Here is a 13013-nt window from a genome sequence, read left to right on the forward strand (position 1 = left end):
TCGAAGACGGACTCGAGCTCTACCCCGTGCCGCTGAGCGCCGAGGAGATCAACGAGTACTACGAGGGATTCTCCAACGCCACCCTCTGGCCGCTCTATCACGACGTCATCGTCAAACCCGAATACCACCGCGAATGGTGGAACGCCTACGTCGAGGTGAACCGGCGGTTCGCCGAAGCCACTTCCAAGGCAGCGGCTCAGGGCGCAACCGTCTGGATCCAGGACTACCAGCTGCAGTTGGTACCGAAGATGCTGCGGATGCTGCGCCCCGACCTCACCATCGGATTCTTCCTGCACATTCCGTTCCCTCCGGTCGAGCTGTTCATGCAGATGCCGTGGCGCACCGAAATCGTCGAAGGCCTCCTCGGCGCCGACCTCATCGGCTTCCATCTCCCAGGTGGCGCACAGAACTTCCTCTACCTGGCCAGACGCCTTGCCGGGCAGCAGACTTCACGCGGAACCGTCGGAGTCCGCTCCAAACTCGGTGTGGTGCAAGTAGGTTTCCGTAGCGTCCGCGTCGGCGCCTTCCCCATCTCCATCGACTCCGGCAAGCTCGACGAACTTTCGCGCACCAAGGCAATTCGGGACCGTGCCAAGCAGATTCGCAAAGAACTCGGAAACCCCAAGCACATCATGCTGGGCGTCGACCGCCTCGACTACACCAAGGGCATCGACGTCAGGCTCGCCGCGCTCCACGAACTTCTCATGGAGAAGCGCATCGATCCCGCCGACACGGTCATGGTGCAGCTGGCGACCCCGAGCCGCGAACGCGTCGAAAGCTACGTACAGATGCGCGGAGACATCGAACAGAAGGTCTCCCGCATCAACGGCGAGTTCAGCGAAGTCGGCCGCCCCGTCGTCCATTACATCCATCGGCCGATCCCGCGCGACGAATTGGTCGCGTTCTTCGTCGCCGCCGATCTCATGTTGGTCACGCCGCTGCGTGACGGCATGAACCTCGTCGCGAAGGAATACGTCGCCTGCCGCAGCGATCTGGGCGGTGCATTGCTGCTCAGCGAATTCACCGGTGCCGCAGCCGAACTCCGTCAGGCATTCCTGTGCAATCCCCATGACCTCGACGACGTCAAGGATTCGATGGAGAAGGCTCTCAATCAACCGCGAGAGGACGGCCGACGCCACATGCGCGCGTTGCGTCGTCAGGTCCTGACGCACGACGTCGACCGCTGGGCTCGCTCGTTTCTCGACGCGCTCGCACACGGCGGTGCTGCAGGCCCGGCGCTGATCGCTCCGGCCGAATCCCGAGAGCCCTGAGGCCAGTACGACAAGGCTGGGGCCGCGGAGAGTAAATCTCCGCGGCCCCAGCCTGTTTCATGCCCGGATCCAGCCCTTGGTGTGTTTGATCAGAAGGGTTGGACGTTGTTCACGAGCCAACGCCCGTCCTGCTTCTCCAGACTCATCTTCACGCGACTGCCACTGGCGACGGCTTCAGGTGATTCCGAAGACGTGGTGATCTGATTGAGGAACAGCATCGTTGTCGCGCTGTCCGCCTCCGCGTCGAGAACCGCAGCGCCCTGGACGACTACCTGAACGGTCAGCGACTTCTCTTTGGCTCCCGGAATGATCACCGATTCGATCAGGTTGGTGAATGTGCCCTGGAAATCGCCCGTCAAACCGTCTGTGGCCGCGTGCAACTGCTGGTCGACGTTGTTGTAGTCGTACTGGAACATCGCAACCGCCTGATCGGAAGAGGCCTGTGCCACTTCGTCTCTGGTCTGATCGATCGCTGCTGTGTCACGCGTTCCGCCCGGACCGAAGTAGAGATACGCCGACACTGCTGCCAACGCGATGGCCACTGCGCTGATGACGCACAGAACGATGGCGAGCGGTGAGACGCGCTTGGGCTTGGACGTCTCTGGGATTACTTCTGGGGTCATGGCACAAACTCCACATTCGAGGCAAGCAACTGCCCGTCGACGTCGCACATGGTGATTCGGAGTCGGTAGTTGCGTTCAGCGGGCGCTTCGTCGCCGTTCTTCTGCATCGCACGCACCGCGACCAATGAAGTCCCGCAATCACCGTCGGACTTCTCGAACCCGGCTTCGAGCACCTCGCCGTCGGTCTGAACTCCGGCCTGCCCCAGAACGTTGACAAACGAATCCTTGCGTCCGTCGAACTGCGACTTGAACTCGTCGGTAGTGCCGGCGAGAAACTTGTCGAGGTCGGCAGCCGCTGTATCCGCGTGCAGCGTCGTCAGATTCAGTGCGGTGGTCCGGGCTCCAGCCACGTAGCGGGCTCGGTCCTCGTCGGCGTTGGACGCCTTGTTCCGGTCGACGAGGAGAAACACCGTCAGGGCCGCAAGAGCTACAGCGATCACCGAAGCAACGGCGATCCCGACTACCAGCCCGGCCTTGGGCTTCGAACGAACAGGAGTGTCCACAGCAGTTTCTGCGGGGGTTTCGGCGGTGCCGGCCGGCTCGGCCTTGGCCGAGCCCTGATCACCGCTGACGACCTTCTCAGGTGGAGTATCGGGCTTGCCCAAATCAACTGGGGCCGCTGCCTTCTGCTCAGCCGCCTTCTGCTCGGCTGGCTTCTGTTCGGCCGACTTCTTTTCGGTGGGCACTACTACCGCGGCAGCGTCTGCATCCGCACCCGTGGGTCCGGCGCTGCGAGACGCGCGACGGCGCACCCGCTGCCCGGCCTGTGGATCTTCGTCTGTCATCAACCCTGCTGACCCTTCATGAACTGTTCGAGACTGACGTCGCCGCCGCCGAGGTTCGGTTGCGAGTACGTCCTTCCGTCCGGCCCGATGTACGTGCCTGTAATCGGATCGTACCGACGAGCCGAGACCGAAGGCGTCGACGTGTACGAGCTCGGGGTCGCGGTAATCGGTTCCGGAGGCCCGGATTGCGGGTTCGTGCCCAACGGGACGTAGCCGGAACGGCACTGTTCGACCGTCGGCGCACGACGTCCCGGATACTCCTCGCAGGGAAGGTTTCTCGCGCCTCGCACCGCGATCGGCGAATCCTGGGCAACCTGGCAGAAAAGATCCGACGGTGTCTCGATCGGTGATTCGTCCTTCGGACTGCGCCACTGCTCTGCGGGCAGGAATCCGGTAGTGCACGGCGGCGGGTCGTTGACCTCCATGTGGAAGTCCACCAGAGCGCCGTCCGCAGCCGGGCCGGAGCCTGCCACCGTGACCAGCGCTGCGGCCAGCGGCGGGTAGATGACCAGAATCTGCTCGATCGCGTTGTTGTAGATCACGCCGACCTGTCCGACGGACACAAGGTTCGCCAGAAGAATCGGCAATGTCGGCTGCATGTCTTGCAGAAGAGCATTCGCCTCCGCCGCGGCAGCCGGCCCCTTCTGGATGACGGCACGCAGATCAGGATCGCTGGCTCGGAGCTGGTCGGTGAACGTCACCAGATTGCTTGTCCAGGAACGGATGGCGTCGCTGCTGACCACCTGAGTGTCCAGGAGTGGACCGGCCTGCTCGATCAGCGTCTTGGTCGCGTCGGAGTTGTTGTTCGCCTCCTCGACGAACAGCCGAGCCGAGTCGATCAGCTTCTGCAGATCCGGGCCGGCACCGTTGAACGCCTTGAAGGATTCGTCGATGACGGTCTTGAGCTTGGTGTCGGAAATGCTCTGCAGCAACAGATCTGCCTGATCGAGCATCGCGCCGACATCCTGCGGAATGCTGGTTCGGTCTTCGGGAATCACCGATCCGTTTTCCAGATGCCCGTCGACCACGATCGCTCCGGAGCTGTCGGTGTGCGGAATCAGATCGACGAACTGCTCGCCGATCGCCGACACACTCTTGACCGCGGCGTCGACGTCCGACGGAACCTTGACGCCACTCTCGAGAGACAGTCGCGCATTCACACCCGTCTCCGAGAGCTCCACCGCGTTCACGACACCGATGGTCTGACCGCGGTAGGTGACGTTCGAGTTCTTGTACAGCCCACCGGTCGCGGGCAATTCGACGGTGACGTCGTATCGGCCGATACCGACCATCGCCGGAACACGCACGTACTGAGTGGCCATCACGATCAAACCGACGACCGTCAAGACGGCGAAGATGATCAGCTGGATGCGGACGAACTTTGTGAGCATCATGGTGCCGGTGCCCCCTGGGGAAGTCCTGGAATGTTGATCGGCGGAAGTCCCGGAATCTGAATGGTATTCGGATCCGCTGACTTGTCCTCTCCTGCGGGAGCCTGTCCGGCAGGAGCCTGGGCGGGCGGTGCGGCAGGCTTGAGCGGATCACTCAACGGGTTGCCTGTCTGCCCGGCGAGCCCGGCCTGCTTGCCCAACACACCTTCCGGCCCCGAGAGCGTTCCGGCCAACGGAGTTCCGGTGAGGAAGTTCGCATCGAGTCGGGGCAGCGAGATGTCGATGGTCATCGCCAAGTTGGCGTAGTCGCCGCGGATGACGTTGTCGATTCCGTTCTGTGGGAACGGGAACGTCAGGAGAACGCCGAGAACCTGGGTGAGAGCGTTACCGGAATCAGCCAACGCCTTCAGGGTCGGTGACAGCGCACGAACATTGGTCGCGAAATCGTCACCACTCTCCTGGATGACACGGCTCGCCACCTCGCTGAGACCTCCGAGCGAGGTCAACGCGTTGGTGATGTCCTGACGCTGAGCGACAAGAACCTCGAGTGCCGGCGGAATACCTTCGAGCGCTTTGTTCAAGGTGTCGTGCTGTGCCTGGACCGTCGAGGACAGGCGATCGAGTCCTTCCATCGCCGAAACGATGTCGCCTCGTTGCTTGTCCAGACTGCCGACCAACTGATCGAGCTGAGGTAGGAGGTCGCGAACGGAGTCTTCACGCCCACCGAGAGCGGCGTTGAGTTCCTTCGTGATGTCCTGAACCTGCGCGAGACCGCCGCCGTTGAGAACAACCGACAGAGACGACAGCGTCTGTTCCGTCGTCGGGTAGGCGCCCGCCCGCTCGATCGGAATCAGGTCACCGGCTTCGAGTCGGCCCTCGGGCTCTTCTCCGACCGGCGGCGCCAACTCGATGTGCTGAGAGCCGAGCAAGCTGGTCTGGCCGATTTTTGCCGTCGCGTTGGCAGGTAGCTGAACGTCAGGATTCAGCGACACCGTCACCAGAGCGTGCCAGCCCTGTACCTCGATGTTCGAAACGCTTCCCACTGCCACGTCGTCCACCCGGACGGGCGAATTCTGCGACAGCGTAGTCACGTTCGGCATCTCGATCTGGACCTCGTACGCGCCTTCGCCCCGGCCCTGAGTGCCTGGCATCGGCACGGAGTTGAGCCCGTTCCATTCACAGCCGCTGGCGCCGAGAGCCACTGCCGTGGCCAACACGGCAACCGTGGTCTTGCGAGCTACCCGCATCAGTTCCCTCCGCCCATGTTGAAGAGTTCGGCGAGATCCTTGGGAACACTCGTCATGGGAGCACCTGACATCGGTCCTGCGACGGTTTGCGGCTGATTCTGACTTGCCGCTTCCAATCCCGGTTCGGTGTAGACGATCTGATCCGGGAAAGCCTGCACGCCCGCGACCGGGTTGAACAGGAATCCGGGGTAGTTGCCGATCATGGTGCTGAGCACCGGTCCGAGGTACTGCTTGCACAGATCGGCACTGTTCTGGGAGTTACCACTGTCGATGCCTTCGATGGAACCACAGATCCACTGGATCGGATTCTTGAAGTTACTCAGCGCAATTGCGCCGGTCATGCTGCCCTGAGCGGGCTTGTAGATCTGGTAGAAGTTGGCGAGCGACGTCGGTCCGGAGTGCAGAACCTGCTCGATCTCCGGGCGCTTGTCCGTCAGCACCTGGGTGGCATCGGCCAGACGCGCGACCGATTCGCTCAGTCCCTCGCTGTTGTCCTTGACGAACCGCTGAACGTCGCCCACCGCCAGGTCGAGATCGCTGAGGGCGGTACCCAACTCGTCCGAACTGCTTGCGAGAACGCTTGTCACCGAAGCGAGGTGACCACTGAACTGCACGATCTGCTCGTTGCTCGAGGACAATGCGGTGACGAACGCCTGCAGGTTCCGAATGGTGGAGAACAAATCGGTCCGGCCTTCGGACAGCGTGTGCATCGTGGCCGAGAGTTCGCGCAGCGTCGACCGAATGGACTCACCGTTGCCGTCGAGGTTCGTTCCCACAGTGTCGATGAATCGGCCGAGGGAACCTTGATCGTCCAGACCTTCCGGTCCGAGGGCGTCCGACAGTTTGGTCAGTTCGGTCTTGATCTCGTCCCACTCCACCGGAACAGCCGTGCGCTCGATCGGGATCTCGCCGCCGTTGGGCATCTGTTCCCCGCCGGAATACACCGGAGTCAACTGCACGAAGCGTGCGGACACGAGGCTTTGAGCAACGATGAGCGCCTTGGCATCTGCCGGAACGTCGACGCTCGAATCGATCTTCATCTCGACGTAGGTGTCTCGATCACGCGGTTCGATCTTGGTCACCTTGCCGACGTTGACACCGAGCACTCGCACGACGTCGCCCTCGTACAGACCGGTGGTCGAGACGAAGTGCGCGGAGATCTTGGTCTTGCCCAGGCCTGGGATGAAGAGGTATGCCGCGCCGGCGACGAGCAGCGCGACCAGCACACCCGCTCCGATCAGCACCCACTTCTTGCGTGGGTTGGTGGAGCCCTGTGGATCCTGTGAAGTCATGGTCTCGGTCATTCTCCCGGCCCCCTGATCGTCGGTGGAATACCGGGGAAGAAGTCTTCCAGGTCGCCCGGAACCTGCTCGGGCGCGACGCTGGTGTCCACCAGGGTCTTCCACCAGTTGCTCGGCAGAATGTTGATGATGAAGGCATCGAAGAACGGGCCGCTGGCCACGGTCTCACCGAGCGCGGTGATGTACGGTCCGAGGCCGTCGAGCGCCCCGGCGATGTTGTCCTTGTTCTGCTGAAGAACCTCGGCGACGGAATTCAGTTTCTCGAGGGTCGGCCCCATCTGGGCCTCGTTCTCCTGTACCAGCGCTGACAGTTGGCGTGAGACTGCGCCGGTGTTGACGATCAGTTCGCTGATCGCGTCACGCCGCAAGCTCAGTTCGGCAAACAACTTGTTGCCGTCGACCAGTAACGAATCGATCTGACCGCTTCTGTCAGAGAGGATCTTGGTGACATCTTCGGCCCGCGAAAGCAATTGGAGCAGGCTCTCGTCGCGCGAGTTGATGCTCTGCGAGAGCCTCGTCATTCCGTCCAGCGCGGTGCGAAGTTCTGGCGGAGTATCGGCCAGCGTGTCCGAGATCGCGTTGAGCGAATCGTTGATCTGATCCGTGTCCAGCTCGGACACGGTGGTCCCGAGGTCGCCGAGTGCGTCGTTGAGCGAGTACGGCGAGTTGGTGCGTTCGACCGGAATCGGCGTGTCCGTCCGCAACAGTCCGGATCCTTCCGGCCTTACCGCCAACGACTTTCGGCCGAGAACCGTGTTGGTCTTGATGTCGGCCGCGGTCTGCTCGCCCAGGGCGACGCCGTCCTGAACGGTGAAGGTGACCAGTACCTTCTGGTCGTCGAGTTCGACGTCACTGACCTTGCCGACCTTCACTCCGGCCATGGTCACGTCGTCGCCGGTGACCAGGCCGCCGGCATCTTGGAAGTACGCCGAGTAGCGAATGCCGCCGTTGATGAACTGGAGCTGATCGTATTGCAGTGCGGCACCCACGGTTGCCACCGCCAGGACAAGACCGATGACACCGATCTGTACCGGATTGCGTTCACGGGTAGGGGTCATGAGACTTTTGCGCACCTTCCCGTGTCCTGCACTGCCGTGGGCAAGATGATCGTCGTTCCGTCAGGTCCGGAGAACTTGAAAGTGTTGGCGCACAGATAGAACTGGAAGAACGCTCCGTACGTGCCCACTCGGATCAACTTCCGGTAGTCGGACGGCAGACGATCGAGAGCGGTGTTGATGTCGTCCTTGCCCAGGTCCAGCTGCGTCATCGTTCGGTTGGTCTCCCCGATCAGCGTCTGGATGTCCGGACGTGTCGCCTGCAGCAGCGAAGCGAGATCCCCCGTGGCACCGGCGATCTCGGTGATCGAGTTACCGATCGGGCCACTGTCCTTCGCCAATCCACTGACCAACTGCTGGAGCTGATCGATCGTGGTGGAGAACTGATCGCCCTTGTCGTTGATGGTGCCGAGTACGTCGTTGAGGTTGGTGATGACGTCCCCGATCAACTGGTCTCGGTCCGCCAACGTACTGGTGAACGAACTGGTGTTACCCAGCAACGAAACCAGCGTTCCGCCCTGGCCTTGCAGGACCTGCAGCAGCGCCCCGGAGAGGTCGTTGACCTGCTGAGGGTCTAGCGAGCGCAGGAGCGGCTTGAATCCGCCGAGCAGAAGATCCAGATCGAGCGCGGGTGACGTCTGGTCGACTGGAATCGATCCACCCGACGGCAGCGTCTCGGTGGACCCGGCGCCCTCGAGCAGTTCCATGTAGCGATCGCCCACCAGGTTCTCGTAGCGCACAGTCGCTTTGGTGCTCTTCATCAGCGAGTACTTGGTGTCGACGTCGAATTCGACCTCGGCCTGGTTGGAGTCACCGATGGACACTCCGGTCACCGACCCGACCGGAACACCGGCGATACGCACCTTGTCGCCGGACTTGAGTCCCGAGACGTCCGAGAAGGTCGCGTGAAATCCGTTGCTGCTGCTGAAGCGCACCTGACTGAAAACGATCGCCAGTCCGGCGAAGATGACCGCCATGACGACGGTGAAAATCAGCAGCTTGACCGTGGTCGGTCTCATCACTTCCCGTCTTCCTGCTCGTAGGAGTCACCGAAGAGGTACTGGAAAATGGTCGGCACAGTGACGCGCAGTTCGGTGTTGGGAACGAAAGGCACGTTGCCGGTGTTGGTGACTGCGAACGGTGCATGCCCGTCGACCTTCGGATCGAATTCGGGCAGACCATAACAATTGGGTCCGCCGGAGGCCGCGACCTTGGGGAGAGATTGTGGGTTCTGGTACGCCTCGGCGCCGTACATGAAGCTCGCACTCAGCATCAGCGCCGCTTTGTCCCCGGTGCCTGCCAGTGGCTCGAACTTGATCCGGCCGTCGTTCAACCCGACGATGAAGCACGTCAGACCAGACGAGTACTTGTCGAGCAGGGTCGTCGTCGCGGTCAGAGTGTCGAGGGCGGTGGTCAGGTTCTGCTCGTTGTCGGTCAACAACGCGTTGCCGGTGTCCGCGAGGCCGGTGACGTTGAGCAACAGCAAGTCGAGGTTTGCCTGCTCGGCCACGATCGATCCGCTTGTCGCGGTGGCATTGTCGAGGATGCGCATCAGATCCGGTGCCACGTCGGCGTAGAGATTGGTGACATCGGCGGCACCGACCAAGTCTTCCTGGAGCTGCGGCAGAACCGGATTCATCTTCTTCAGATAGGTGTCACCGAGCTCGAGAACCTCACCGAGCGACTCGCCGCGCCCGTTCAAAGCGGTGGAGATCGCGCCGAGTGTGGCGTTGAGCTTTTCCGGTTCGATCTTCGCGAGTACGTCCGAAAGATGTTCGAAGACACTGTTGAACTCGACGGTGACGCTGTCCGAGGCGATGACAGCACCCTCCTGGATCGGTTGGGTCGAGGGATCGTCGGGAATCACGATGTTGACGTACTTCGCACCGAACACCGTGGTGGTCTTGATTTCCACCCGGGCGTTCGACGGAATCTTCGACATCTGGCCGGGATCCATCGCCAACTTCAGGTTTGCCTGGTCTCCGACGAGGGAGATCGATTCGACACGGCCTACCTGCACTCCGCGCAGCTTCACCTTGGCATTCGGTTCCATGACCAGGCCGGCACGCGTGGACGTCACGGTGATGGGTGTGCTCTTGGTGAACCCACCCGAGAACATGGTCAGGGCAACGGCGACGATCGCCACGAGTCCGAGGACGAGGCCGGCTGCGGCCAACTTCTTGTGCCATCTGGGTACGGTCATCGCTTGCCCGCCTATCCCGACAGGTTGAAGTTGCCGGACCCGCCGTAGATGGCGAGTGAGATGAGCAGGGTGACCGTGACGACCGCGATCAGCGAGGCGCGCACTGCGTTACCCACCGCGACGCCGACACCCACCGGGCCACCGGTTGCGTTGAAGCCGTAGTAGGTGTGGATGAGCATGACGGCCAGCGCCATGACTATCGCCTGGGCGAACGACCACAGTATGTCCGTGGGTATCAGGAAGGTCGTGAAGTAGTGGTCGTAGACGCCGCCGGACTGGTTGTAGAGGAACACCGTCGCAAAGCGGCTGGCGACGAAGGATGCGATCACCGCCAGTGAGTACAGCGGGATGATCGCGATCATGCCGGCCATGACGCGGGTGCTGACCAGATACGGAATCGACGGGATCGCCATCGTCTCGAGGGCGTCGATCTCTTCCGAGACGCGCATCGCACCGAGCTGCGCGGTGGAGCCGGCGCCGATGGTCGCGGCGAGACCGATTCCGGCGATGACCGGCGCTGCGATGCGAACGTTGATGAAGGCGGCGAAGAAGCCCGTCAGCGCTTCGACACCGATGTTGCCCAGCGAGCTGTAGCCCTGAACGGCGATGGTGCCACCGGTGAACAGTGTCAGGAATCCGACGATCACGACGGTGCCACCGATGACGGCGAGCGCACCGGTGCCCATGCTGATCTCGGCGATCAGTCGCAGAGTTTCACGTGGATAGCGCATCAGCGCCTTGGGAGCGTGACAGAGAGCCTTCGCGAAGAACAGCGCTTGATCACCGATGCTGTCGATACTGCGAGAGATCGAGCCGATCTGTCGACGTGTGCGCGGGAAGCGTCCCGCTGCGGCCAACGCCATCAGATCTCCTCCCGTTCGTCGTTTGTCGTTCTGTCCACTTCGATCTCTCCGACTGCCGTGTGCCTCATCCGGCCGTCAACTTGATACCGATGGTCGTGATGAGCACGTTGACGACGAAGAGCGCCATGAACGCGAACACGACGGTCTGGTTGACCGCGTCACCGACGCTCTTGGCGCCGCCTTTGACGTTGAGTCCGAGGTAGGCCGCAACCAGGCCGGCGATCATGCCGAACAGTCCTGCTTTGACCATGGAGAGCATGAGCTCACCGAATCCGGTGAGCAGTGTGATGCCGTTGACGAAGGCGCCGGGATTCACGTCCTGGATGAACACGGAGAAGACGAACCCGCCGAGGATGCCGATGGTGCAGACCAGTCCGTTGAGGAGCAGCGCCACTCCCGTCGACGCGAGTACCCGGGGAACGACCAACCGGTGGATGGGATTGATACCGAGCACCTTCATGGCGTCGATCTCTTCACGAATGGTTCGGGCCGAGAGGTCTGCGCAGATGGCGGTTGCGCCGGCGCCGGCGACGATCAGCACGGTGACGATGGGGCCGACCTGCGTGACGGTGCCGAGAGCAGCTCCGGCACCACTGAGGTCGGCTGCACCGATCTCGCGCAAGAGAATGTTGATGGTGAAGCTGACAAGCACCGTGAACGGGATCGCGACCAGCACCGTCGGAACCATCGACACTCGGGCCACGAACCAGGCCTGATCGATGAACTCTTGACGCTGGAAGGGGCGGGAGAAGACTGCCCGCAGGGTTTGGGCGGACATCTGAAAGAAGCCACCGACCGCTCGTAATGGCACCTCGACGAGGTCTACCATTCGCCCTCCTCGTCCTTGGTTGCCGCAGTACTGTCTGTTCTCATAGTCCAGCCCCCGACAGCTTGTGACTCAGGTCATATTAACTAGAACGTGTTCACCTGTCAAAAACAAGTGTCCAACTCTAAGAAGTAGCCTCACGGCGCCGATCCGAAACCGAAAGATCCGGAACATGGGAAGCATCCCTTTTCGGCGTGATCTTCGCCGAAATATCCTGGAAATTAATACTTTTGAATGATCGACGCTTCTCGGAACCAAGTTCGAGATTCAGCTATGCGAGAGCCTTGACCGGGCACGCCGATCGAATATCGCATCGTTCACAGGAATGCAAAATTGGAACACAGTCCAGTTTTTTCGAGACCGTTGGTCTCGTTTCAGAACGCAGGCAGATTACCGCGCCCACCGACTCGTGAACACGCTATTTCTACCAGGAAGTGGACACGTAGACCCGCCTATGTGTGAACGACGGTTCTACGTGTCGCGAGCACTGGTCAGCCCAGCGCCCTCAGGGCCGCCGATGCCGAGAACATCTTTGCCGGGTCACGGTCCGCGAAATAGTCACCCATCGCTGCTGACAGCGCTTCCGGCGACCAGGAGTCACCGTCTGCGTCGAACCGTTGCTCGACGACGGGCGCCGCCATCAGCGCAACCATCGGGCCGTACACCACGAACACCTGACCGTTGACGGCGTCGGCTGCCGGTGATGCCAGATACGAGACGAGCGATGCCACGTGCTCGGGCGAGAGTGGATCGATGCCGTCGGCCGGCGCGTCGCCGAACACCCCTTCGGTCATCGACGTCCGCGCCCGCGGGCAGATCGCGTTGGCCCGAACGCCGTAGCGCGAGAGCCCACGTGCAGCCGACAACGTCAGCGCCGTGATTCCGGCTTTTGCAGCGCCGTAGTTGGGCTGCCCTTCCGGTCCGAGGAGACCCGCCTCCGAAGAGGTATTGACGATGCGCCCGTACACCGGCGCCCCGGCTTCCTTGGATTTCGCCCGCCAGTAGGCAGCGGCGTTGCGGCACAAGAGAAAATGGCCGCGAAGATGAACTTCGAGTACCAGATCCCAGTCTTCGTCCGACATGTTGAACAGCATCCGGTCGCGCACGACACCGGCATTGTTGACGACGATGTCGACACTGCCGAACTGCCCCTGCGCTGCTTCCATCAGTGCGTCCGCAGTAGAACGCTCACCGACGTTGCCTGCCACGAATTCGACCTTGGCGCCCAGGCCGCGGATCTCTTCGAGCGTCGCTTCGACGGCCTCGTTCGGGGCCAGATCGTTGACGACCAACGACGCACCGGCCTTCGCCAGACCGATAGCCTCGAACTTTCCGAGCCCCGATCCGGCACCGGTCACGATGGCGACCTTGCCTTCGAGACTGGTTTCTGGGCTGTTCACAGCATTCATCGAAGCGCTCTCCCGGTTCTCTGCGGTCGTGTGTCGAGT

At 61.8% G+C, this 13013-nt stretch carries 12 protein-coding genes; 1 reads left to right on the forward strand and 11 read right to left on the reverse strand.

Features of this window, described 5'->3' with window-relative positions; translation table 11 throughout:
* Positions 1 to 1271, forward strand: a 1271-nt coding sequence (locus tag G8767_RS31345) for a trehalose-6-phosphate synthase (RefSeq protein WP_166813749.1), incomplete at its 5' end; no start/stop codon positions are given.
* 89 nt (positions 1272 to 1360) lie between these two features.
* On the opposite strand, the gene G8767_RS31350 is transcribed toward G8767_RS31345, so the two are convergent.
* From G8767_RS31350 to G8767_RS31400, 11 genes are all read right to left on the reverse strand, one after another.
* The gene (locus G8767_RS31350; protein WP_095973520.1) at positions 1361 to 1894 is read right to left on the reverse strand and encodes a twin-arginine translocation pathway signal; all 534 of its coding nucleotides are present in this window, start codon (positions 1892 to 1894) and stop codon (positions 1361 to 1363) included.
* Entirely contained in the window at positions 1891 to 2679 is a 789-nt protein-coding gene (locus G8767_RS35600) for a hypothetical protein (RefSeq protein ID WP_206029975.1), read from the reverse strand. Before G8767_RS35600 ends, G8767_RS31350 begins: the two co-directional genes overlap by 4 nt.
* Positions 2679 to 4073 carry an MlaD family protein gene (locus G8767_RS31360; protein ID WP_095973522.1) on the reverse strand — a complete coding sequence of 465 codons (1395 nt, stop codon included), beginning with the start codon at positions 4071 to 4073 and terminating at the stop codon, positions 2679 to 2681. The genes G8767_RS35600 and G8767_RS31360 overlap by 1 nt, the downstream gene beginning before the upstream one ends.
* Complete coding sequence (locus tag G8767_RS31365; protein WP_095973523.1) at positions 4070 to 5317, reverse strand: MCE family protein; 1248 nt, start codon at positions 5315 to 5317, stop codon at positions 4070 to 4072. The genes G8767_RS31360 and G8767_RS31365 overlap by 4 nt, the downstream gene beginning before the upstream one ends.
* A complete protein-coding gene (locus G8767_RS31370; protein ID WP_166813751.1) occupies positions 5317 to 6621 on the reverse strand; it encodes an MCE family protein in 1305 nt (434 codons plus the stop codon). The genes G8767_RS31365 and G8767_RS31370 overlap by 1 nt, the downstream gene beginning before the upstream one ends.
* Positions 6618 to 7676 (reverse strand): MCE family protein, encoded by a 1059-nt coding sequence (locus G8767_RS31375; RefSeq protein WP_020906317.1) that lies wholly within the window; start codon positions 7674 to 7676, stop codon positions 6618 to 6620. Before G8767_RS31375 ends, G8767_RS31370 begins: the two co-directional genes overlap by 4 nt.
* A complete protein-coding gene (locus G8767_RS31380) occupies positions 7673 to 8692 on the reverse strand; it encodes an MCE family protein (RefSeq protein WP_007734337.1) in 1020 nt (339 codons plus the stop codon). The genes G8767_RS31375 and G8767_RS31380 overlap by 4 nt, the downstream gene beginning before the upstream one ends.
* Positions 8692 to 9876, reverse strand: coding sequence for an MCE family protein (locus G8767_RS31385; protein WP_003945815.1), 1185 nt, complete (start codon positions 9874 to 9876; stop codon positions 8692 to 8694). Before G8767_RS31385 ends, G8767_RS31380 begins: the two co-directional genes overlap by 1 nt.
* 11 nt (positions 9877 to 9887) lie before the next feature.
* Positions 9888 to 10739, reverse strand: coding sequence for an ABC transporter permease (locus G8767_RS31390; protein WP_166813753.1), 852 nt, complete (start codon positions 10737 to 10739; stop codon positions 9888 to 9890).
* 64 nt (positions 10740 to 10803) lie between these two features.
* Positions 10804 to 11568, reverse strand: a complete 765-nt coding sequence (locus G8767_RS31395) for an ABC transporter permease (protein ID WP_003945687.1) — start codon at positions 11566 to 11568, stop codon at positions 10804 to 10806.
* 488 nt (positions 11569 to 12056) lie between these two features.
* A complete protein-coding gene (locus tag G8767_RS31400; protein WP_166813755.1) occupies positions 12057 to 12974 on the reverse strand; it encodes a 3-oxoacyl-ACP reductase in 918 nt (305 codons plus the stop codon).
* Between the last annotated feature and the right edge of the window lie 39 nt (positions 12975 to 13013).

The organism is Rhodococcus sp. IC4_135 (assembly GCF_011602025.1).
In the GTDB taxonomy this organism is placed as follows: Bacteria; Actinomycetota; Actinomycetes; order Mycobacteriales; family Mycobacteriaceae; genus Rhodococcus_F; species Rhodococcus_F baikonurensis.